This window comes from Waltera acetigignens, assembly GCF_025567015.1.
GTDB classification, from domain to species: Bacteria; Bacillota; Clostridia; order Lachnospirales; family Lachnospiraceae; genus Acetatifactor; species Acetatifactor acetigignens.
Genome location: NZ_JAOQJO010000016.1, coordinates 82,386 through 106,617 on the forward strand (window position 1 = coordinate 82,386; position 24,232 = coordinate 106,617).

The 24,232-nt window shown below is 47.7% G+C and carries 21 protein-coding genes; 1 reads left to right on the plus strand and 20 read right to left on the minus strand.

What is annotated here, in order from left to right; genetic code table 11:
* Nucleotide 1: 1 nt before the first annotated feature.
* The 19 genes from rlmH to OCV96_RS14860 form a co-directional block, all read right to left on the minus strand.
* Entirely contained in the window at nt 2–481 is a 480-nt protein-coding gene (gene rlmH, locus OCV96_RS14770; protein ID WP_117466354.1) for a 23S rRNA (pseudouridine(1915)-N(3))-methyltransferase RlmH, read from the minus strand.
* Complete coding sequence (locus OCV96_RS14775) at nt 481–1,380, minus strand: TFIIB-type zinc ribbon-containing protein (protein WP_117466338.1); 900 nt, start codon at nt 1,378–1,380, stop codon at nt 481–483. Before OCV96_RS14775 ends, rlmH begins: the two co-directional genes overlap by 1 nt.
* Nucleotides 1,381–1,395: 15 nt before the next feature.
* The gene (locus OCV96_RS14780; protein WP_262594795.1) at nt 1,396–1,695 is read right to left on the minus strand and encodes a Dabb family protein; all 300 of its coding nucleotides are present in this window, start codon (nt 1,693–1,695) and stop codon (nt 1,396–1,398) included.
* Between the two features lie 44 nt (nt 1,696–1,739).
* The gene (gene gltA, locus OCV96_RS14785; RefSeq protein ID WP_117466340.1) at nt 1,740–3,125 is read right to left on the minus strand and encodes an NADPH-dependent glutamate synthase; all 1,386 of its coding nucleotides are present in this window, start codon (nt 3,123–3,125) and stop codon (nt 1,740–1,742) included.
* Nucleotides 3,126–3,175: 50 nt separating this feature from the next.
* Nucleotides 3,176–4,054: a sulfide/dihydroorotate dehydrogenase-like FAD/NAD-binding protein gene (locus tag OCV96_RS14790; RefSeq protein ID WP_262594796.1), complete on the minus strand. Its 879-nt coding sequence runs from the start codon at nt 4,052–4,054 to the stop codon at nt 3,176–3,178.
* 28 nt (nt 4,055–4,082) lie between these two features.
* Nucleotides 4,083–5,555, minus strand: a complete 1,473-nt coding sequence (locus tag OCV96_RS14795; RefSeq protein WP_227733236.1) for a chitobiase/beta-hexosaminidase C-terminal domain-containing protein — start codon at nt 5,553–5,555, stop codon at nt 4,083–4,085.
* Between the two features lie 4 nt (nt 5,556–5,559).
* Complete coding sequence (gene folD / locus OCV96_RS14800; protein WP_262594797.1) at nt 5,560–6,414, minus strand: bifunctional methylenetetrahydrofolate dehydrogenase/methenyltetrahydrofolate cyclohydrolase FolD; 855 nt, start codon at nt 6,412–6,414, stop codon at nt 5,560–5,562.
* Nucleotides 6,415–6,432: 18 nt separating this feature from the next.
* Nucleotides 6,433–8,103 carry a formate--tetrahydrofolate ligase gene (locus tag OCV96_RS14805; protein WP_262594798.1) on the minus strand — a complete coding sequence of 557 codons (1,671 nt, stop codon included), beginning with the start codon at nt 8,101–8,103 and terminating at the stop codon, nt 6,433–6,435.
* 42 nt (nt 8,104–8,145) lie between these two features.
* Nucleotides 8,146–11,001, minus strand: a complete 2,856-nt coding sequence (locus OCV96_RS14810) for an FtsK/SpoIIIE family DNA translocase (RefSeq protein ID WP_262594799.1) — start codon at nt 10,999–11,001, stop codon at nt 8,146–8,148.
* Nucleotides 11,002–11,045: 44 nt separating this feature from the next.
* Nucleotides 11,046–11,789 (minus strand): ClpP family protease, encoded by a 744-nt coding sequence (locus OCV96_RS14815; protein ID WP_117569014.1) that lies wholly within the window; start codon nt 11,787–11,789, stop codon nt 11,046–11,048.
* Nucleotides 11,790–11,932: 143 nt separating this feature from the next.
* Nucleotides 11,933–13,483 (minus strand): hypothetical protein, encoded by a 1,551-nt coding sequence (locus OCV96_RS14820; RefSeq protein WP_118503741.1) that lies wholly within the window; start codon nt 13,481–13,483, stop codon nt 11,933–11,935.
* Complete coding sequence (locus tag OCV96_RS14825) at nt 13,483–14,427, minus strand: glycosyltransferase family 2 protein (RefSeq protein ID WP_118503739.1); 945 nt, start codon at nt 14,425–14,427, stop codon at nt 13,483–13,485. Before OCV96_RS14825 ends, OCV96_RS14820 begins: the two co-directional genes overlap by 1 nt.
* A gap of 23 nt (nt 14,428–14,450) precedes the next feature.
* A complete protein-coding gene (locus OCV96_RS14830; protein ID WP_022312234.1) occupies nt 14,451–15,179 on the minus strand; it encodes a YebC/PmpR family DNA-binding transcriptional regulator in 729 nt (242 codons plus the stop codon).
* 81 nt (nt 15,180–15,260) lie between these two features.
* Nucleotides 15,261–16,661 (minus strand): hemolysin family protein, encoded by a 1,401-nt coding sequence (locus OCV96_RS14835; protein ID WP_022312233.1) that lies wholly within the window; start codon nt 16,659–16,661, stop codon nt 15,261–15,263.
* A gap of 55 nt (nt 16,662–16,716) precedes the next feature.
* On the minus strand, nt 16,717–17,058 hold the full coding sequence (locus OCV96_RS14840; RefSeq protein ID WP_022312232.1) for a type II toxin-antitoxin system PemK/MazF family toxin: 342 nt from the start codon (nt 17,056–17,058) through the stop codon (nt 16,717–16,719).
* A 73-nt stretch (nt 17,059–17,131) separates the two neighbouring features.
* Nucleotides 17,132–18,307, minus strand: a complete 1,176-nt coding sequence (gene alr, locus OCV96_RS14845; protein ID WP_262594807.1) for an alanine racemase — start codon at nt 18,305–18,307, stop codon at nt 17,132–17,134.
* A gap of 20 nt (nt 18,308–18,327) precedes the next feature.
* Nucleotides 18,328–19,842: an NAD(P)H-hydrate dehydratase gene (locus OCV96_RS14850; protein WP_262594800.1), complete on the minus strand. Its 1,515-nt coding sequence runs from the start codon at nt 19,840–19,842 to the stop codon at nt 18,328–18,330.
* A gap of 1 nt (nt 19,843) precedes the next feature.
* Nucleotides 19,844–20,482, minus strand: a complete 639-nt coding sequence (locus OCV96_RS14855) for a hypothetical protein (protein ID WP_262594801.1) — start codon at nt 20,480–20,482, stop codon at nt 19,844–19,846.
* Nucleotides 20,483–20,638: 156 nt separating this feature from the next.
* Nucleotides 20,639–21,280, minus strand: coding sequence for a redox-sensing transcriptional repressor Rex (locus OCV96_RS14860; RefSeq protein WP_262594802.1), 642 nt, complete (start codon nt 21,278–21,280; stop codon nt 20,639–20,641).
* A gap of 138 nt (nt 21,281–21,418) precedes the next feature.
* Between OCV96_RS14860 and OCV96_RS14865 the strand changes: the two genes are divergently transcribed.
* Nucleotides 21,419–23,350: an ABC-F family ATP-binding cassette domain-containing protein gene (locus OCV96_RS14865; RefSeq protein WP_262594803.1), complete on the plus strand. Its 1,932-nt coding sequence runs from the start codon at nt 21,419–21,421 to the stop codon at nt 23,348–23,350.
* 179 nt (nt 23,351–23,529) lie between these two features.
* Here OCV96_RS14865 and OCV96_RS14870 read toward each other — a convergent pair whose 3' ends face one another.
* The gene (locus tag OCV96_RS14870; protein WP_118669140.1) at nt 23,530–24,204 is read right to left on the minus strand and encodes a DUF3800 domain-containing protein; all 675 of its coding nucleotides are present in this window, start codon (nt 24,202–24,204) and stop codon (nt 23,530–23,532) included.
* Nucleotides 24,205–24,232: the final 28 nt, after the last annotated feature.

Below are 24,232 nucleotides of genomic sequence, written 5' to 3' on the forward strand. Positions count from 1 at the left end.
TTTATTTATGGTAAGGTTCGTGCTGAATGATCCGGAATGCACGATAGATCTGTTCGCACAGGATCACTCGCATCAACTGATGAGGAAATGTCATTTTGGAAAAGCTTAAGGCCAGATCCGCTCTTTTACAGACACTTGGATGCAAACCAAGCGATCCGCCAATGACAAAGCAGATATGGCTTTTTCCTCTGACAGTGCAATCTTCAATCCATGCCGCAAATTCTTCGGAAGAAAAGTTTTTACCGGCAATCTCCAGCGTAACGATCAGGGCATCCTGTGGCAGTTTCGCCAGGATCCTTGCCCCTTCTTTTTCACGGATCTGATCTTCCAGAGCCGCACTGGCTCCATCCGGTGTCATTTCATCCGTCACTTCGATGATATTTAACTTCGTATAACGCCCCAGACGTTTGCTGTATTCTTCTATGGCGTCCCGGAAAAATTTCTCCTTGATCTTCCCTACACATACGATGGATATTTTGATCATTCTTCTGCTCCGTTTGTATCCGGGAAGATCTGTTCATAGATCTTTGTGTCAATAAGGTTCTCCAGCATCTGCTGATCCAGATTCATAAACTGATGATTCATCTGGCTGCGGATTACTTCGAATCTCTTGTAATAAAGAGCCTCTTCCGGTGTATCTGCAGCATTTTCAATCTGAGCGTCAATTTTTTCCGCCGTCAGATTTTCTTCACTCCACTTCAGAAGAGTATCCACCAGAGAGTTCTCGGACTCTGCCTTTTTCTCAAAAAGCTTTGCATTCCGCATGGATACCACGCCCATGACAATGAACAGAATGAAAACAGCACTCATCACTCCGTAGAACATATAGGGATTGCCGATGTTCAAAGGAAGTACGCCGGTAATTCCCAGGATCATGACAAGCATTCCGAGGATTCCCACCACCAGCAGTACCCAGGCAGAGGAACGATTCTCCTCTGCTTTGGCTCCACTGTTCATATAAGTAAGTCCACCCTGGGCGGAAGCTGTTTTCAGCAGTTCTCCGGGATTGACTTCCTCCGATGCTTCTTCTGTCTCCGGCATCAGGAATTCATCTACCGCAGCCTCTTCCTCAGCAGCATTTTCCGTCCGCTCTTTTTCCTGCTGTTCCAGAAATACCCGGGCAATCGTCTTCGCCTGTTTTTCCTCTTTTGCATCTACAAACAGTTCATAGACCTGTTCCGCCTCATCGAAGGAAAGTTTGCTCTTGCGGATCCCATTGTATGTAAGGAAATCTTTCAGTTTCTCCATTTCGTCCTGTTCACCGAACAGCACGGAAGTCCAGTCCGTCAATTCTTCCTCGCTTACCAGCGTTTCTCCGCAATCGGGACATACGGTGATTCCTTCCCGATATTCGTTTTTACATTTCGGACACCATGCCATATACCAACACCATCCTTAATACTCGTAATCCAGGCAGGCTCTGTTGCCTGCCACGGATCCAATATATTCCTTTGCTGCCAGATGATCCGGATGCACCTGATAGGCAGCCAGCGCCTCAGTATCTGTAAACTCAGAGATCAGAGCCACATCCCGGTTGCTGCTGTCCAGTTCATTGATGATCACTTCCACCTTTACGGCACCGGGAACCTTCTCTTTGATGGGCTCCAGTAACTCCTTGATCTTCCCGACGGTCTCTTTCTTTTCCTGTTTTGTCAGATTGCCTTCCAGACTCCACAGAACAATATGTCTTACCATGTAATCCTCCATTCCATCCTGTCTGTGGACAGGATCCGGGGTGTTTATTTTGTACTCAGATATTCGTCAATGCCTTTGGCAGCAGCTTTTCCTGCGCCCATGGCCAGAATAACGGTCGCTGCTCCGGTTACCGCATCTCCGCCGGCATAGACACCTTCCTTTGTGGTCTTACCATTGTTCTCGTCCGCAATGATGCACTTCCACTTGTTGGTATCCAGTCCCTTGGTTGTAGAAGAGATCAGAGGATTCGGGGAAGTACCCAGAGACATGATCACGGTATCCAGTTCCATCACGAATTCAGATCCCGGAACCTCTACCGGACGGCGTCTGCCGCTCTCATCGGGCTCACCCAGTTCCATGCGGATGCACTTCATACCGGTCACCCATCCCTTATCATCGGAAAGAATCTCAGTAGGATTGGTCAGCAGATCAAAGATGATGCCTTCCTCTTTTGCATGATGTACTTCTTCCACTCTGGCAGGCAGCTCCTCTTCGCTTCTACGGTATACAATGTGTACCTCCGCACCCAGACGAAGTGCGGTTCTTGCTGCATCCATCGCCACGTTACCGCCGCCGACAACGGCTACCTTCTTACCATGCATGATAGGAGTTCTGGAGTCGGGATCAAAAGCCTTCATCAGGTTGCTTCTGGTCAGGTACTCGTTGGCAGAGAAGACACCGTTGGCATTCTCACCGGGGATACCCATGAACTTCGGCAGTCCGGCACCGGAACCGATGAATACAGCCTGAAAACCTTCCTCATCCATCAGCTGGTCGATGGTCACGGATTTACCTACCACCACGTTAGTCTCAATATGAACGCCGAGAGATTTTACATTCTCGATTTCTTTTGCCACAACACCGGTCTTGGGAAGACGGAACTCGGGAATACCGTATACCAGTACACCGCCTGCCTCATGCAGTGCTTCGAAAATGGTCACATCATATCCCAGCTTTGCCAGATCTCCGGCACAGGTAAGACCAGCAGGGCCGGAACCGATCACAGCTACCTTCTTACCGTTCTTCTGTGCTGCGGGAGTGGGCTTGATGCCATTCTCTCTTGCCCAGTCAGCCACAAAACGCTCCAGCTTACCGATGGAGATCGGATCTCCCTTGAAGCCACGGATACATTTTCCTTCACACTGGCTTTCCTGAGGGCATACACGGCCGCAGACAGCGGGAAGGGCGCTGGATTCACTGATAATACGATAAGCCTCTTCAATGTTGCCGTTCTTCACCTGTTCAATGAACTGTGGAATCTGGATTGCTACGGGGCAGCCCTTTACACACTGTGCATTTTTACAGTTAATGCAGCGGGAAGCCTCTTCCATTGCTTCTTCTTTGTTATATCCGAGACAAACCTCTTTGAAATTGGTAGCACGTTCCTTCGCATCCTGCTCTCTGACAGGAATTCTCTTTAATACATCCATTTTATTTTAACCATGCCTTTCTGATTTATCGTGTTCAAACTTTTGTATGACTACTGGCAGTTGCCGCAGCCACCGTGATGGGTATCTCCCTCTTCCATGGCCAGCATTGCACGTCCTTCTGCAGTCTTGTAGATCTGCTGACGTCTCATTGCCTCATCAAAGTTTACCTCATGTCCATCGAACTCCGGTCCGTCTACACAGGCGAACTTTACCTTGCCGCCGACAGTTACACGGCATGCGCCGCACATTCCCGTACCGTCTACCATAATAGGATTCAGACTGACAACTGTGGGAATCTCCAGTTCTTTGGTTAAGAGACACACGAATTTCATCATGATCATAGGACCGATGGCAATACACAGATCGTACTTTTTACCTTCTGCCACCAGATCCTTGATGGTCTGGGTTACCATACCGCTTCTTCCATAGGAGCCGTCATCGGTGGTTACATACAGATTTCCTGCGACAGCTTCCATCTCCTTCTCCAGGATCAGAAGATCTTTGGTCTTGCTTCCCACGATAACATCTGCAGCAACGCCATGCTCATGCAGCCATTTTACCTGGGGATATACCGGTGCCGCACCGACACCACCAGCCACGAAGAGGATCTTCTTTGCCTTTACCTCATCCAGAGGCTGTTCTACCAGCTCGGAAGGACATCCCAGAGGACCTACGAAATCATGGAAGTATTCTCCCTCGGAAAGCTGTGCCATCAGTTTTGTACCGGCACCAACGGTCTGGAACACAATGGTTACTGTTCCTTTTTCTCTGTTGTAATCACAGATAGTCAGAGGGATACGCTCACTCTCGCTATCCATTCTTACGATGACAAACTGACCGGGTTCACAGGTCTTTGCCACTCTGTTTGCTTCTACCTCCATAAGATAGATGTTGGTTGTCAGCTCCTGTTTTTTTACGATCTTATACATTTCTCTTTTTCCGTCCCTTCTGTTAGGATTATATATCTAAACGGTCACCAAGCGTATAATGGCGGCCGCTTTCGTCGGTCTGCAATTTGTACAGTTCCCGGGTATAGGCATTTACGGCGAACAGATTCCCCGTCTTTGTGACTGTCCCATCTTCTCCCCGGTAGATCTCGGCAACAACATAGAAATCATCTATCTTGTTGATGTTCGTCACATACTGATACTGATAGAGATATGCGGCACCGGATTCATCAAAGCTTCCGGATGCTTCCGTTATTTTACCACTTTCTATGGCATAATTCACTACTTTTGTCACGGCATCCTCCGGCATAAACTCCGTGTTCATGACCAGATTGTAGCTTTTCTCCACGATCTCGCTCTTTCTTCCTTCCGCAATGCGGATAAACCGGAAGACTGATTTGCCAAGAGGCATGGGGATCGGTCCATTATACACCGTGGAATTCTGCGTAGGATCGGAACCATCCGTTGTGTAATAAACATCATATCCGTCGGTCACCTCGATATTGATTGGGAATTCATAATCCCCACTGACCGCCGTTACCTCCGGAGCACTCAGTTCCTCGATCTCAATATGGTAATTTTTGGTAACCACTGGACTACTGATCCCATTCTCATTGATGTAGACGGCTTTGATACAGTAATCACCGCTCTCTAAAAGGATGGGTGCCGTATACAGCAGACTGTGTTCTCCCGGTTCGGTTTCGTCGGTAGTATAGTAGATCTTACCACTTCCGAAAGTTGTCAGTTTCAAAGGCTGGATGCTGGTATAATATCCCTCCTGCAGACTGAATTCCGGTTCCATTGCCATATAGCTCTGGTATTTACTCATAATATTTACATTACCGCAGTTCAACAACAGATCATTAATGGTCTTATAATCTTCCCTGGCCGCATAGATGGCGATCAGCTTTCCATAAGCACTTTCCAGTTGTTCGGAAGTAGCCGCGGCATCCGCAACAATCTCCCGAAGCAGATATTCATATTCCATTTTGTTGTTCTTCTGAAAATAAATATCCGCCAGTTCAAATTTTAAGGTGATGTTCCCCGGATCGATTTCCAGCGCACGTTCATAACAGGTGACCGCCTGATCGTATTCCCCGGAAGCTACATACTCTCTCGCACTCTTTATCTGATATTCAGCGGAATGATAGTGGGAATAAGAGATTCCGAAACCGGTACATACCACCGCTACTACCGCAAGCACCAGGATCAGCACAATGAATTTCCAGCGAAAGGGATGTTTTGCCGTATTTTCCAGCGGTTCTTCATCCCAGTCCTGCAATTCCGTCATGCTCTGCTGTGCATCCTGATCGTCCGTGGCATCTTCTTCCGGTGTCATTTCCCTGGCAATATCATGCAGAGTCTGCTCCATATTGTATTCAATTTCCGGTTCAAAATCGGGAACAATATGGATATCCTCCCCGCAGTGCTCGCAGTAAAGCGTACCTTCTTTCATTTCCGCCCCGCAATTCGGACACTTCATATAATTATCCTCTTACTGCCTGCAAGGATACCGATTCCAGGCAGTTATTCATCAGCATAGCTATGGTCATAGGACCTACGCCGCCGGGAACCGGAGTAATGGCGCTGCATACAGGCTCCACACTGTCAAAGTCCACATCACCGCACAACTTGTTTTCTTCGTTGCGGTGAATTCCCACGTCAATGACAACCGCACCCTCTTTTACATATTCTGCCGTGATCATTTTCGGCTTGCCGACAGCCACCACCAGAATATCCGCTCTTTTGGTTACTTCTTCCAGATCTTTGGTACGGCTGTGAGCCACCGTCACCGTACCGTTCTCCCGAAGCAGCAACAATGCCATGGGCTTGCCGACGATATTACTTCTGCCTACCACCACACACTCTTTTCCGGCGATCTCAATACCGGAACGCTTCAGCAGCTGTATGACTCCTGCAGGAGTACAGGACTCAAAGCACGGCTTGCCGATGCAGAGTGCACCGACATTCTGGGGATGAAATCCGTCTACATCCTTTAAAGGAGAAATGGAATCCAGTACCTTTTCTTCGTCAATATGTTTCGGTAACGGCAGCTGCACCAGAATGCCGTTGACATCGGTTCTGTCATTTAATTCCCGGATCAGCTCCAGTAATTTTTCCTCTGTTGTCTCCTCTGGAAGTTCATATGCCAGAGACCGGATACCTACATATTCGCAGGCCTTTTTCTTGTTGCGGACATATACGGAAGATGCGGGATCCGCACCTACCTGGATCACCGCCAGCGTTACTTCACAGCCCTGCTCTTTTAACCCTGCAACTTTTTCTTTGACTTCATCTTTAATCTGTGCGGAAATAACTTTTCCATCTATTAACTGTGCCATGAGACACTTTCCTCCTTACTAGAACAAGCCTACGATCCTACCGCTGTCATCCACATCGATATTGTAAGCAGCTGGAGCCTTGGGCAGGCCGGGCATGGTCATGACCGCACCGGTGAGCACTACAACAAAACCGGCACCGGCAGACACATAGACCTCTCTTACATTCAATTCAAAACCGGAAGGTCTTCCCAGTAACGTAGGATCATCTGACAGAGAATACTGGTTCTTTGCCATACATACCGGCAGATCACCAAAGCCAAGTTCCGTCAGTCTCTTTAACTGTTTTGCTGCCGCCGGAGCAAACACTACATCAGACGCTCCGTAGATCTCCTGCGCGATCTTTTTGATCTTATCCTGAAGAGACAGTTCATTTTCATATAAAACATGGAAGTGATTCTCTTTTTCGTCGATTGCTTTTAATACTTTCTCAGCCAGAGCGATTCCACCCTCTCCGCCTTTCTCCCACACTTCGGAGAGTGCGAACTCACAGCCTCTTGTCTCACAGAATTCTCTGACATAAGCGGTCTCCGCCTCACTGTCGGTGATAAAAGAGTTCAGGGTAACCACTACAGGCACACCATATTTCTGAAGATTCTCAATATGTTTCTCCAGATTCACAATACCTTTTTTCAACGCTTCCAGATTCTCTGCTCCCAGATCCGCCTTTGCAACGCCACCGTTGTATTTCAGTGCACGGATGGTTGCTACCAGTACCACTGCATCAGGAGTAAGTCCTGCCTTACGACATTTGATATCGAAAAATTTCTCTGCTCCCAGATCCGCACCGAAGCCGGCTTCCGTGATGCAATAGTCTGCCATCTTCATGGCTGCCTTAGTAGCTCTGACGGAGTTACATCCGTGAGCGATGTTGGCAAACGGACCTCCGTGTACCAATGCTGGAGTATGCTCTAAGGTCTGGATCAGATTGGGCTTGATGGCATCCTTTAACAGTGCTGCCATGGCACCGACTGCTTTCAGCTGGCCGGCGGTCACCGGCTCACCCTGATAGTTGTAAGCCACAACGATTCTGGACAGGCGCTCCTTCAGATCCTTCATATCGTCTGCCAGACACAGGATCGCCATGATCTCACTGGCTACGGTAATGACAAAATGATCCTCTCTGACAAAGCCGTCTGTCTTGTTGCCAAGTCCTACCACAATATTACGAAGGACTCTGTCATTCATGTCCTCACAGCGCTTCCACACGATCTGCCGGGTATCGATGCCCAGATCATTGCCCTGCTGGATATGATTGTCCAGCAACGCAGCCAACAGGTTGTTGGCAGAGGTGATGGCATGAAAATCACCGGTAAAATGCAGATTCAGTTCATCCATAGGCACTACCTGTGCATAACCGCCGCCGGCAGCTCCACCTTTGATACCAAAGCAGGGGCCTAAGGACGGCTCTCTGAGCGCAATTACAGCCTTTTTGCCCATTCTGCCGAAAGCTTCTCCCATACCTACCGTGGTCGTGGTCTTACCCTCTCCTGCAGGAGTTGGGTTGATAGCTGTTACCAGAATCAGTTTTCCATTGGGACGATCCTGGATCTTACGTAAAAATTCTTCGGAAAGCTTTGCCTTGTATTTTCCGTAAAGTTCCAGGTCTTCTGCTTCAATGCCAATACTTTCAGCCACTTTGGTGATGGGCTCCATTACCGCTTCCTGTGCGATTTCAATATCTGTTTTCATGTCCTTTTTCCCTCCGTTTATTCAGACAGTCTCGAACGAATGTCAGATTTCCTCCAACAGCTGTTCGAACTGTTCCATGCTCATAAGTACTTTTCTGGGTTTAGTGCCTTCTTCTTCACCTACCACGCCGTATTCGCAAAGCTGATCCATGATTCTGGCAGCACGGTTGAAACCGATTTTCAACACACGCTGCAACATGCCGATGCTGGCCTTGTCTTTATCAATAATAAACCTTGCGGCCTCCTCAAAATATTCGTCTCTGTCGTTACCGCCACCAGAGCCGCTTCCAGAGGAACCACCTGACGAGCCGATATTTTTGATCTTCTCTTCAATATCTTCTGCATAGTTGCTATAGGTATTGCCCAGTGCCTGGTTCTTGAGATAATCCACCACATCGGATACTTCCTTGTCGGACACAAAAGCACCCTGTACTCTGGCCGGTTTGGAATAACCCTGCGGGTAGAATAACATATCGCCTTTACCAAGCAATTTCTCCGCACCGTTCATATCCAGGATCGTTCGTGAATCCACACCGCTGGATACGGAGAATGCCACACGACTGGGCATATTGGCCTTGATCAGTCCGGTGATGACATCCACACTGGGTCGCTGGGTAGCGATGATCAGATGGATACCTGCGGCTCTGGCCAACTGTGCCAGACGACAGATAGATTCCTCCACTTCGCCGGGGCATACCATCATCAGATCCGCCAGCTCGTCCACGATAATGACGATCTGCGGCATCTTCTTCGGTGCTTCCTCTCCTTCCGGAACAGGCATAGTCTCTATTTTCTTGTTATACCCCTTCAGATCACGGACATTATAATCGGCAAACTTCCGATAACGGTCTTCCATCTCACTGACGCCCCAGTGCAATGCAGCAGATGCTTTCTTGGGATCTGTCACTACCGGGATCAGCAGATGAGGAATGCCGTTATAGACACTCAGTTCCACGACCTTCGGATCCACCATGATCAGTTTCACATCATCCGGATGCGCCTTGTACAAAATACTCATGATCAGCGTATTAATGCATACGGACTTACCGGAACCGGTAGCTCCGGCGATCAGCATATGAGGCATCTTGGCAATATCCGCCACCACAGTCTTGCCCGCGATATCCTTACCTACGGCAAATGCAATATTGGAATTAAACTCCTGAAACTCTTTGCTCTCTAACAGATCCCGGAGTGCTACTGTCATGTTCTCTTTGTTCGGGACTTCGATACCGATAGCTGCCTTTCCGGGGATCGGTGCCTCAATACGAATATCCGTTGCCGCCAGATTCAGCTTGATATCATCTGCCAGGCCTACGATCTTGGATACCTTTACGCCCTGTTCCGGCTGTAGTTCATAGCGGGTAACACTGGGACCCTGGCTGATATCGGTAATCGTTACCTTTACACCGAAAGTATTTAACGTCTGCTGCAAGCGCATGGCGGTCTCTTTCAATTCTCTGGAGGAATCTCCGGTAGCTGCTTTTCCCTTCTGTAACAGGCTCAGAGGCGGAATCCGGTATTCTGCTGGAGGCTGTTTGGCCGCTTTCGCAATATCCTTATGTATCTGATCCTCTGCCAGAGAATTACCCTTTGGCGGCTCCGGTGCCGTGATTTTCGGTCGTATGCGGCTTTCCGCCGTTGCTGTCTCTGCAGGTTCCCGCACGACAGGCTCAGTCTCCGGCTGCAGCTGCCGCATATCGGAGGATGACTGCCATTCCGTAACCGGTTCCTCTACAGGCTCCGGGATATCTTCCTTGTGAATCCGGATAGATTCCGCCTGAGGTGTCAGGAGTGCTGCCTCCTCCTGCCAGGATTCTCTGCGTTCAAAAGGTTTTTTGAAGGTAGCAGCACTGGTCACTTCCTCCACGGGGATCTCCTCGTAAGGTTCTTCTGCTGCAGCCTCCTGCATGGTCACCTGATGCATTCCCGTTACCTTGATCTTATCAAAATCGCTGGAGGTCACTCTGGTCTCTTCCACAACAGGAATCTCCTGTGCATCCTCTTCATAAACGATCTCATGAATATCTTCCCGTCTTCCCACAGGCTGTGTCTCCTGCTTTTTCAGGGAAGTGTCCATCATAACACCGCTGACTTTTTTCTCTCTGCGGGGAATGGCGTTTAAGATCTGCTCATTCTCTTTCTCTTCCGCACGGAGTCTGCGCTCTTCCTCACGGATCCGTCGTTCCTCTTCCCGGATACGACGGGCTTCCTCTCTCTGGGAATTACGTTCCTCCTGTTCCTGTCTGCGGATCTGTGCATTTTCCCGTCTGCGCACTGCATCCTCTCTGGACAGTTCCCGGATCCGGTCACCACCGTTTCGCATACTGTTTAAGAAAGAACGCTCCGTTACCAGGATCAGACTGATCACAGAACACAATAAGACCACCAGAACCGTTCCTACCGTCTCCAGATAATGCAGCAACAGATAGCAGATACTTCCTGCCAGAATACCTCCGCCCTTTTTACCGGTACTGCAGTTTGTATATAACAGTTTGATATCATACTGTTCCATAGAGCCGGCAATCCTGGCGATCAGATCACAGATCACACCGAGCATCAGAAACAATACGACACCTGCAATCATTTTGCGTACAGCGGTAGGGTTCCCCTCATTGGCGAACCAGAAAGCCACAGCCAGAAATATCACAATAGGTGCTATATATGCAGTAAATCCAAAGATACCGAATAAGACCCCGCTGATCGCATTGCCGACCGGGCCGATAATACCAAAATTACAACAAAATAATATCACCATTACCACAAACAAAACGATCAGACCGATTTCATGGAACAGTTCACTGTCCTGTGCTGTTCTCTGTGCCTGCCTGCTGCGGCTGTTTGTGGTACTTTTTCTCGTCCTATTGGAAGATGATGTTCTTTTGCCTGATGAAGATGCCATGTCATCATACTCCTAACTTCATTATAGTCATAATTAGAAGTATATCATTTTTCCATGGCCTTGTCATCCCTTTTTCTGTTCCCTTCGATCATCTTCCGAAGCCTGCAGATGGCCCGGTCGATACCTCCCACTTCGTCAATAATACCGTGGTTCACCGCTTCTTCTCCCACCAGAATGCTTCCCACATCCTTCGTTAAGAATCCGGTCTCCATCATGAGTTCTTCCAGTTTTGTCCGGCTGATTTTACAGTGTTTGCATACAAAGCCCGTGATCCGGTCCTGGATCAGTTTAAAATATTCAAAGGTCTGGGGCACACCGATCACCATGCCATTCATTCTTACCGGATGTATCACCATGGTTCCAGTGGGTACGATGAAGGAATAGTCACAACTCACCGCAATAGGCACCCCGATGGAATGACTGCCACCCAGCACCAGGGATACGGTGGGTTTGCTTAAAGATGCCAGCATCTCTGCAATAGCCAGTCCCGCCTCCACATCTCCGCCCATGGTATTTAAAAGTACCAGCACACCGCCAATTTCTTCACTGTCTTCGATGGCTGCCAGTTGTGGCAGGATATGCTCATATTTCGTGGTCTTCGAATTACCGGAGAGATTATCATGCCCTTCGATTTCACCGATAATGGTCAGCAGATGGATCTTTTCCCCGGATGCCGCATCCGACAGCGTCAGTTGTCCCGTTTTTTCAATTCTTTCGTCTCTGTGTTCTTCCGCCTCGGTCTTCGGCGCTTCATTCTTGTTCTGATTGTTATCTTTCTGATTCTGCATGGCCTGTTTCCTCCCAGTTTCAATGATTTTATGATTTTGAAAATTTAAATAACAAAAAAAGACGACACAAAGGCATTCCACCTCTCGTATCGTCTTTTAGTATGTCCGTCAATCCAACATTTCATTAGGAAACCAACAGATTTTTAATGATCAAAATCATCGTCATCCGCTACCGGATAATCAAAATCACTGTCATCGTCATTATCCAGCTTATAATCCAGTACCTTAGGCACATGCTTTTTCGGCAGGGGCAGTGGATTTTCGATCAGCTGTATTTTTTCCGTTTCTACAGGCTCTTCCTGGAAATCCGCTGGCTCTTCCTCCGGGAATTCCTCGGTCTCCAGATCCTGTACTTTCAGCCGGGATCTGCGTTTCACCGTTTCCGTACTCTCCCTTTCTTTTTCCTGCATCATGGTCACATAGGGAATCAGGCTTTGTACTCCGGCTCCAATGAGAAGATAACGAAGCCGGACATGCATCCACATTCCCTGAATATCCGGGGTTGTGATCTGAAACGTCATCAGTAACTCCAACACAATCCACAAAAGGATCCAGATACTCTGACGTTCTCTGCGTTTCTGACACCAGAAACCAAATACACCGAGAATTTGCATTGTTACCAATAAAAAGATCAGAATCTTGCCGGCTACCACAGTATCCGCTCCGGTCGTCATAGTACCGTCGTAAATTGCAACCGGCCAGGAAAAAGCAGACGGTTGGAACAGCCGTCCCCATGCAGTGAGAACATTTCCCATAAGTTTCCCGCTGACACAGGCGTCTACTGCGATTGAAACAAAGAATCCGACTGCGCCTCCGAAAGCTGCCAGTAATGCTGCCCACATTCTATGTAAAAATCCCACAGTTTCCTCTTCCGCTGTCTCCAGTGCAAAAACCGAAAGTATCGGAAGATACAGTAATAAACCCGTGATATCCAGATAGGTCAGCACTCCCATTGCCACACCAGCGATAAAAAAACTGAGAATCGGGCGGACGCCCTTCTGTTCACCTTTTCGTCGGAAGGTATTCAGTGCTGCCGCAACCAGACACAGGCCTATCATCCATAACATCTGATAAAGTTCCTCCGGTCCCAATACTACTACCTTCCAGCACAATGGCCAGAGCATTCCAAATCCCAGCGCCGTAACTGCCGCAGCCGGTCCAGTTAATCGGCGGACCGCAAAATAACAAAGAATCCAGCCAAGAATCTGTAAGCCCGCCTGGAATCCGAGTGCCACGGTGATCTTATTGCCGAGGAGCAGCAAAAGCCCGTGCAGTATCTGCAGATACAGATAAACCGCGCCATGTACTACCTGTGGGATCTGCGTCTGTGTTGTCACTCGGACCGTATCAAACCAGACATCCTCCGCCGCTACATCCAGATCCATCAGCTGGATTTCACGAATCCTCAGGACAATCCCCGCCGCTACCAACAGCACTGTGAGGATTCCCTCGACCACAAGTGCAGTCTGCCGATTATCTACGTTTGTTTTTTTCTCTCTGCTCTTTTGCAGTCCTCTTGACAGCAGAAAAGCAACAAGCCCTGTGACAGCAAGCCATACACCTGCTATCACAAGGCCGATCCATTGGGATTCCTCCGGAGCGCTTGGCATAGTGACCATCATCGCTCCGGTTCCCGCCATAATTGCAGAAAGTAACCACAGTATTACACTTATTACATTCTTTTTATAATTCATTATTTCAGTACCTTTTCGATGTTATATCTGGGACGATGTTTTACCTCAATGTAAATCTTGCCGATATACTGGCCCACCAGTCCAATGGCCATTAACTGAATACCGCCCAGGAACCAGATGGACAGGATCAGGGAAGTCCAGCCCGGTACCACATGTCCGGTACAATAAGAGATCAGCGCATAAATAGCAGCCAGAAGGCTTAAGGCCACAATGATCATACCGGCACCCAGGATCATACTGATAGGCTTCACACTGAAGGAAGAAATACCGTTGAATGCCAGTGCAAGCATCTTCTTCAGAGGATACTTGGACTCACCGGCCACTCTTTCCTTACGGTCATAGTATACACAGTCCGTCTGATAACCGATCAAAGGCATCATACCTCTTAAGAACAGATTGGTCTCCTGATACTTGGAGAACTGTTCTACCGCGCGCTTGGACATCAGTCGGAAATCCGCATGATTGTAAACAGTCTTGACCCCCATCATTTCCATGACTTTATAAAATCCCTGCGCCGTGGTACGTTTGAAGAAAGTATCGGTCTTACGCTCCTTACGGACACCGTATACGATATCACAGCCGTTGTGGAACTTATCGATCATTTCCTCGATCACAGCTACATCATCCTGCAGATCTGCATCAATGGAAACCGTCACATCAGACAGATCCATGGCAGTGATTAGTCCGGCAGTCAGTGCGAACTGATGTCCCACATTGCCGGCCAGCTTTACACCGCATACCTGCACCGGATGTGCCTGATGCTCTTCTTCGATCAGCTCCCAGGTACGATCCTTACTGCCATCATTTACAAACAGAATAAAACTGTCTTCCGCGATCTTTCCCTTATGGATCAGATCATCCAGCACACCCCTCAGTGCCTCGGAAGCAATCTTTAACACCTCTTCTTCATTATAACAAGGAACTACAATTGCAAGTTTCTCCATGCTGTTACCCCTAACCTTTCAATTTATTCGTCCCAGTTATGATATACTGCCTGAACGTCATCATCATCTTCCAGCAGTTCCAGGGTTCTCTGTAAGTTCTTCACTGCAGTCTCATCGGTCAGTGTTACATAATTCTGGGGAATCATGGTAACTTCTGCACTGATCATGGGAATTCCGGCATCTTCCAGAGCCTTGCGTACCTCTTCGAAGTTATCGGGATCAGTCAGGATCTCGAAGCTGTCATCCTCTTCGGAGAAATCTTCCGCTCCGGCATCCAGAGCGATCATCATCAGATCGTCCGCTTCCATATCACATTCTTCCTTGTCCACGATGATCTGTCCCTTCTTATCGAACATAAAGGATACACATCCGGGAGTACCTACATTACCCTGTCCCTTGGTGAATGCGCTTCTTACGTTGGCAGCGGTACGGTTGGTGTTGTCGGTAAGTGCATCTACGATGATGGCGATACCGTTGGGGCCGTAACCTTCGTAAGTCACATACTTATAGTTTACATTGCCCACATCTCCGGCTGCCTTCTTGATGCCGCGCTCGATGGTGTCGTTGGGCATGTTGTTGGCTTTTGCCTTGGCAATAACGGTTGCCAGTTTGAAATTGTTGGCGGGATCGGGACCGCCCTCTTTTACAGCGACTGCGATCTCACGGCCGATAATGGTAAAAATCTTACCTTTTGCAGCATCGTTCTTTTCTTTTTTATGCTTAATATTAGCAAATTTGGAATGTCCTGACATTTTTGTTACTCCTTTGAACTTAAAGTTTCTTTCTCTTTGTATGCATAGTCTTTACGCAATAACGCTCTTTCTATCATAGCATTATTTTCTTTTTTCTTCAAGCACTGATTGTCCGTCTTCTGCATTCTGCGGTGTTTTTTCCTCCGGAAGCTTCCGGACCAACACACTTCCTATCATTTTTTTGACCACGGAAAGGATTTTAAAGTTGTATCCCTTATAGTCCACATCGAACTGCTCGTCCGGTTCCGGGATCCGGTCCAGTCTGGAGATCAGGAAACCGTTCAAAGTCTCGAATTCTTCCTCGTCGAAGGTAATACCCAGAAGCTCTTCCACTTCCTTTAACGGAGTCTTGCCTTCCATGACATATTCGCCCTTGCCACGGTTCTTGATGTATTCCTGATCCTCATCATACTCATCCATGATATTGCCGACGATCTCCTCCAGAATATCCTCCATGGCGATCAGTCCGTCGGTCTGTCCGTATTCGTCTACCACAATGGCCATCTGCAGCTTCTGGGACTGCATTTCCTTGAACAGTTCATCGATATTTTTCGTCTGCGGCACAAAATAAGGCTCTCTGAGCAGCCCGTCCAGTTTTGCGATAGGCAGGTCCAGCTTGTCATCACTGATATGGAACCGCATGGCATCCTTCAGATGCAGGATACCGATGATATGATCAATATTCTCCTCATACACAGGGTAACGGCTGTTCTTGCCTCCCAGCATGGAAGCAATGGCATCCTTCAGTTTCGTCTCACCATCAATGGCCACGATACTTCCACGATGTGTCATGATATCCTGGGCTTCCTTGTCTCCGTATTCGAAAATGTTGGAGATCATCTCCGCCTCACTGGCCTGAATGACACCCTGCTCATGACCTTCCTGCACCATATTGATGATCTCTTCCTCGGTCACATCATTTTCATCCGTATTGTTGCGGACACCGAAGAGGAACAGGATTCCCTTGGCTGTCAGATTCACCAGCCCCGTCAGGGGTGCCAGCAGTCTGGTGATAATATAAATCGGGTCAATACAGGCATACGCCCACTTCTCCGGCTGTCTGGATGCCATTTTCCGGGGAATCAGCACACCGAAAGTCAACAGGATATAGATCATGGCAATAAAAGACAATACCGTGGCAATCCCTGAAAGCACTCCCGTAGGCACATTCTCCAGAGACATGCCTCCCACATTGATCACATGAAGTCCCTTGTCAATGGTCTGCAGCCAGATATTCAGATAAAAAGCTCCCATTAAAATATTGATCAGAGTAATAACCAGCTGTACCGTATTGATATAGATCCCCGGACGGCTGATCATTTCACTCAGCCGCATGGACCGGCGATCCTTTTCTTCCTCTGCTTTATGTAGGATCTCCTTTTCATTCAGATTGTCGATGGCGGCATCAAATCCATAGAAAAACATATCCACCAGCAACAGCAGGAAAAAGAGAAAAATGGCCACAGGCCCACTCATGTCCATATTTTATTTCATCCTTTCGTATTTTATCCTATTTTCGGATACACTATGCATCGGGCTATGTATCCAGCTCCAGGCTGACTTTCAGTGCCCGGTTCACTCTCCGCATAATGTCTCCGTCCAGATGGCATACCTTATCTTTCAGCCTCTTTTTATCGATGGTGCGCAGCTGTTCCAGCAGCACTACGGAATCTTTATCCATATCGTAGCGGCGGGCATTCAGTTCAATATGCGTAGGCAGCTTCGCCTTGTTCATCTTTGAGGTGATTGCAGCGCAGATCACGGTGGGACTGTGTTTGTTCCCCACATCGTTCTGGATGATCAGCACCGGCCGGATGCCGCCCTGCTCCGAGCCGATGACCGGTCTCAAATCTGCGTAATAGATATCTCCTCTTCTCATTTCTACTCCTTCATCAGCGATTTAACATAAGTATTGCCGATTCTTCCGGAGTTATACGAACACTTTAGATCCGTCAGAAATTTTCAAAATAATCTTTTACTTCTGTGATCTCACCATTTCGACGGTAGACTCTGGGAATTCGTTTTCCCAGTGTGCAGACAAACTCATAATTGAATCTGCCGGAAAGTTCTCCCAGTTCTTCCGCCGTGATCCGCTCCTGACCATCCGCGCCAAGGAGCGTCACCTTATCGCCCTCCATGGCTCCGGGAATTCCGGAAATATCCACCATGAACTGGTCCATGCAGACCCTTCCGAGAATGGGGGCCTTTTTCCCGTGGATCAGCACGTAGCCTTTTCCCGACAAACTTCTGGGATACCCGTCTCCATATCCTACAGGGATGGTGGCTACTCTGGTATCTTTTGTTGCGGTAAACAATCCACCGTAGCTGACACTCTGCCCCGCATGGATCGTCTTGCAGTAAATGATATGACTGTAGAGAGACATTGCAGCCCGCAGAGGTACAATATCCTTACTTACTTCTTCGGAAGGATATAAACCGTAGGTCGTGATTCCCGCCCGTACCATATCCATGTTGGCCTGGGGCATTTCCAGAATCGCCGCACTGTTGGAACAATGCTTTACCGGAATCTCCAGTCCCAGTTCCGACTGTATTCTATCAATAAAATTCTGAAACAGTTCCAGCTGATGGTTGGCAGAAGTCTTATCCGCTTCATCCGATTTCGCAAAATGAGTAAAGATGCCTTCCACTTCCAGTCCGGGATGTTCCATGACAAATTTTACAAAATCCAGCCCTTCGTCGTCCGGAGTGATACCGATCCTTCCCATGCCGGTATCCACTTTGATGTGCACTTTGGCTTTCTTACCGGCCTTTGCAGCGGCCTCTGCCAGTTCTTCCACGGTATCCCTGCGATACACTGCCGGACGGATCTCCTCCCGGAGCATTTCCTCATAACAATAAGGAAAAGTATATCCCAGGATCAGGACCGGTTTCTTCACACCGGCTTCCCTGAGGACATGCGCCTCCTCGTAGGTAGCTGCCGCATAGCCGAACATAAAATCCACATCCTCCAGCATTCTGGCGATGGGAACACCGCCGTGTCCGTAACCGTCAGTCTTTATGACCGCCAGTATCTTCGTCTCCGGGGCAATATTTTCCTTCATATGGATCATATTCTCCCAAATGGCATCCAGATCTATTTCCGCCCATACCCGTTGGTAGGAATTCATCTTTTCCTGTAGTTTGCTTGTCATTTCTTCACACTTTCTTTCTCATCATAGTCTTTCATCAGGCAATCCGCAATATCTCCCGCCATTACCCCATACTCCGTATGGAGTTTTGCCGCCAGCTCACCGGCTCTGCCATGGAGATACACACCGTTCACAGCTGCATCAATTGCATTCATACCCTGAGCTAAAAGTCCCAGGATCACACCCGTCAGGACATCTCCGCTGCCCGCAGTGGCCATACCACTGTTGCCTGTAGTATTCAGATAAAATTCTCCCTGTTCTTTACATACAATCGTTCTTGCATCCTTGGCAACCGCCACACCGTGAAACCGTTCTGCCAGTTCTCTGCCACACTCCGGAAGCTCCTTCTTGCATTCCGGGATGGTCTTCGCAAGCAGTCTGGACAATTCTCCCACATGGGGAGTCAGAATGATAATTCTGCCTTCTGCCCCCTGAGTACGCAGCTTCTCTGCCAATTCCTTACCGTTTTCTTCCGCCAGAAGATTCAGTGCATCCGCATCCATCACTAATGGTTTTCTGCTCTTTTCCACTACTTTTTTCAGGCATTCCAGTGCCTGTTCCTCTCTGCCGATGCCGGGACCGACAGCAATAACATCCGCCCATTCCATGCTCTCGGACAGCTGTCTGCAGGATCCGTACAAAGCTTCCGGAATTCCCTGCTGTAAGATCTGCCGGTTCTCCTCTGCGGTGATTACTTTTACCATACCGGCTCCGGTACGATACGCCGCTCTTGCCGCCAGGATTGCTGCTCCGGCCATGCCGTTGCTCCCGGCCACCAGCAAAGCTTTGCCGAAGGTTCCCTTATTCCCGGAGGATGTTCTGTCCGGCAGATGCTGTTCACAGCTGTCATAAGTATACATCTCCGGGCTCTGTCCCAGAAAGCTCTCCGGTCCGATCCCCACATTTGCAATGTGTACCTGCCCAGCATAATCGGTTCCCGGATACATTACAAGGCCTCTCTTACAGAAACCAAAAGTAATCGTTGCATCTGCCAGAAAAGCACAACCAAGCACCCGGCCGGTGTCCGAGCAGATCCCACTGGGAACATCCAGTGCCAGCTTAAATCCTTCCGCCACATTCATCTCTTCTACGGCTTCCGCATAGATGCCTTCCACCGGGCGGCTCAATCCTACACCGAACAAGGCATCTACAATCACATTATATTCATCTGCCTGCGTATTACTGTCTGTCTTCACCGGAAAATGTTGCAGGGTCTGCCACTGGCTCTTCCATTGCTCTGTGGCTTTCTCCGGATCTCCCACAAGTCGTACCGATACCGTATAACCGTCCGCCGCAAGAAGTCTCGCCAAAGCCAGACCGTCTCCTCCGTTATTTCCCATACCAGCAAAAATGAGCACTTTTGTCCGTTCCTTCACGGCATCAAAGCGCTCTTTCAGAAAATCCTCCGCAGCCAGAGCCGCTCTTTCCATCAGAACCGGCCCCGGGATGCCGAGGTACTCTATGGTATTTTTATCGTATTGCTTCATTTCCTGTGCAGTTACCAGATATCTCATACTATTTTTGCTCCGGATTATATTTCATGTCAAACAGATTGACCACTTCTGCACCAAAAATATCATGCATGTAGTTGTAGATCTCCTGATTCTGCTGTTCCATCTGCTGTTTTTCGATCAGACGTTTTTTCAGTTCGATACGGATCGCACCCACCCACTCCGCAGTCTCTTTGATCTGTTTGTCATTATCCTTCATAATATCATAGCAGCAGTCCATAGTAAACATCATAAGCTGAAGATTTATTCTTTCGATCTCTCTGGGGATATCTTTTAACTCATCTTCGTATGCTTCCAGCTTCTCATTGCATTCCCCGATCAGGCGCTTATGATCCTCGATCTGTTTGTTCAGCTTACTGTTTTCGCCCTGCTGTTCCGCCTCATCCACCATAGGGACGATTTCTTTCATCAGCTTCTTTTTCAGATTCCGGATATCCTTCGACTCGGTATTGAGCTTACCTTGTCGTTTCAACAGCTGATTCAGGGCATCTTCCGTTTCTTTTAGCGGAACGGAACCGGTCTTATTCAACAACCGATACCATTTATTATCCAGGGTGAGTACGGGCAGATGCTTTCCCGTCAATGCATTTTTGAAAGCAGCCTGTCGGTCCTGTGCATTTTCTTCTGCGTTACCGTTGCCCATAAAATCACTCCTTTGATGCCTTACTTCATGTTGTATTATTTCTCGGTGCGCTGAAATTCATAAAAGCGGCTGCTTCGCATCCGTCATCGCCTTGCGACTTTTCCTTTTATTCATTTTCAGACACTCCGCCTATGAAATAAGCAATCATACGCTTGCTTATTTCATGTCTGAACTGTAACGGTTAATATTATAGGATAACTTCATTAAGCTGTCAGACAGATGCACGTTCTCCACCTGAATTCCCTCGGGAACATTCAGATCCACATGAGCGAAATTCCAGATAGCACGGATCCCGTTAGCCACCAGCTTATCTGCCACTTCCACAGCACTGGTCTTGGGAATCGTCAGTACAGCGATATCGATGTCCTTCTCCCGGATAAAGGATTCCAGCTGATCCATGGGCATAACCTTCACGCCACGGACATCCTTACCCACCAGTTCCGGGTTCGCATCGAACATTCCCTTGAAGATAAATCCACGACGTTCGAAGTTCATATAATTGCCCAGCGCTCTTCCCAGATTGCCTGCTCCAATGATGACGAAATTATGCTGCTTATCCAGTCCTAAGATCTTACCAATCTCACGATACAGAGATTCTACATTATATCCATAGCCCTGCTGGCCGAAACCGCCGAAATTATTAAAATCCTGACGTATCTGGGATGCGGTCACCTTCATCAGTCCGGAAAGTTCCTGCGAAGAAATACGTTCCACACCTTCATCCTTCAATTCCCCCAAATATCGAAAGTATCTGGGCAGTCTGCCAATCACAGCCTGTGAAATTTCTTTTACTTCCAATACTTTCACCTCCGTTTTTTTTAGTATACACCATGTGTTAAAAACTTGTCAATGAATTGACAGGTTTTCTTCTTTTCGTTACAATGAAATTTAAAAAGCCCGGTCTCCGTGGGTTGGAAATAAAGGATACTTACTACCATGATATTATCTTGTCAGAATATTTCAAAAGCATTTGTAGAAAATCAGGTATTGAAAAATGTCTCTTTTCATATAGAGGATCATGAAAAAGCTGCCATCGTGGGCATCAACGGTGCCGGGAAAACGACACTGCTCCGCATCATCGTAGGGGAAATGACTCCCGATGACGGGCAGGTGGTTCTGGCGAGGGACAAGACCCTGGGATACCTTGCACAGAACAGCACTGTGGACACCTCTCACACCATTTACGAGGAACTGTTATCTGTCAAGGCGGATCTGCTGCGCCTGGAGGAAAAGATCCGGGAATGCGAAAACAATATGAAGCATGCCGAAGGAGATGCGCTGGAAGACCTGATGAAGCAGTACACCTCTCTCACCCATGCTTTCGAGACCGGCGGCGGCTATCTCTACCGCAGTGAGCTGGTCGGTGTGTTAAAGGGACTGGGATTTACCGAAGATGAATTCTCCAAGCCGGTTGCCACACTCTCCGGCGGTCAGAAGACCCGTGTGGCGTTAGGACGGCTTCTGTTACAGAACCCTGATCTCATCATCCTAGACGAGCCGACGAACCACTTAGATATGAATTCCATCGCCTGGCTGGAGACTTATCTGTTGAATTACAAGGGAGCCGTTCTCATCGTCTCCCACGACCGGTATTTTCTGGACCGGATCGCCGGGAAAGTCATCGAGATCGACCAGTCCAAGGCTACAACCTTTATGGGCAATTACTCCGATTATGCCGTAAAAAAGGAACAGCTGCGCGTTGCTGCCTGGAATGCCTATATGAACCAGCAGCGTGAGATCAAACATCAGGAAGAGGTCATCGAAAAATTAAAATCCTTCAACCGGGAAAAGTCCATCAAACGGGCGGAAAGCCGTGAGAAAATGCTGGACAAGATCGAGGTCATCGAAAAACCCTCCGAGGTCCGCACGGATATGAAGCTGACACTGACGCCCCGGATCTTAAGTGGCAATGATGTGCTGACTGTGGAGCATCTGTCCAAAAGCTTTGATTCCCATAAGCTTTTTACCGATGTTAATTTCGAGATCAAGCGCGGCGAACACGTGGCGATCATCGGTGATAATGGCAGCGGCAAGACCACTCTGCTTAAGATCTTAAATGGTCTCGTTCCTGCCGATCAGGGCACCTTCCGATTAGGTTCCAATGTGGAGATCGGCTATTACGATCAGGAGCATCATGTCCTGCACAGTGACAAGACATTGTTCGAAGAGATCTCCGACGATTATCCCTACCTGAACAATACCCAGATCCGCAATGTGTTGGCGGCTTTCCTCTTCACCGGGGAGGATGTTTTCAAGCGTATCAGTGATCTGAGTGGCGGCGAGCGCGGTCGTGTATCTCTCGCCAAGCTGGTACTCTCCAATGCGAACTTCCTTATCCTCGATGAGCCAACGAACCATCTGGACATTATGTCCAAGGAAATACTGGAAGATGCCCTGAACGGTTACGAAGGTACCATATTGTATGTCTCCCATGACCGTTACTTCATCAACCGTACCGCCCACAGGATCCTGGATCTGACGGAGGGACAATTCGTAAATTATGTTGGAAATTATGACTATTATCTCGAAAAGCACGACACGGTGATGGCTGCCATAGAAGCCAGTGCTCCGCAGAATACTGACGCAGATAACACAGTTGCAGCTAAAGCTGCAGAATCCGAAGTCAAACTGGACTGGAAAGCCCAGAAGGAAGAACAGGCGAGACTCCGCAAGAAAGAAAACGACCTGAAAAAATGCGAAGAAAAGATTGCCGAACTGGAAGCCCGCATCTCCGAGATCGACACCGAAATGTCCGATCCCGCCATCGGCACCCAGGTGGCAAAGCTGCAGGAGCTGTCCAAAGAGCAGACTTCCTGCCAGGAACAGTTGGAGAAATTATACGAGCAGTGGGAAGAACTGGCAGAGTAAATATTTTTAAGGGAAGGGCACAGCAACGATAAAGTCGTTGGCTATGCCCTTCCTTTGTTTAAACTACTACCTGTTCTTGCACTAACTGCAATATAACACAATATTACATCATTTTCTGGATAAAATAAAAAGAACCGGCTGACATTTTACTGTCTACCGATTCTTTCTATAATTTTGCTCTACAATTCTTTCTTTGATAGCGGCTTCAAATAATTCTTCTTTAATGTTCTCTCATCATTGAAAAAATATATTTCTGATTTTGACAACAAATGATTCTCCATCTTTAGTTCCGTCAACTTAAGTGTACATATCAAATCTGCAACTTGAAACAATCTATAATCAGCTGGAATTACCTTACGAAATTCAACGTTTTCCAATAATGCGTTAAAAACTGATGATAGAATTCTTGTTACCTCCACTTGTCCATTATCATAATATATCTTAACAGTATCATAATTGCAAAAGAAAGCATAATTATCACGAATAAATACAGCCAATTGCTTACTAAGCTTTCCGGTTGCTTCTATAGAATCCTCTATATGTTTCTTTTCTATGTATATTGACTTAAAGTTTATATTCAAACGACGTACAAAACTCATCATTTTCATAATAATTTTTTGTCGTTCTTTTAAATCATATCCTCGATATTCTTCTTCCGACCTTATCACCGGTCCAGAATGAACACTATGCTTTGGCCATCCAATATTACTAAGTTCATTCTCCAATATTTTCAAATCGTCGACAATGTTAACTGCCTGATCATGTAATACCATAGATATAATATAAAATGGTGCATGATAATCATAAACTCCAAAATCCCCAGATTCATCTACAAAAATGCTTAATTCTTTCATTCATCCCCCGTATAATAAAAATGGCGGG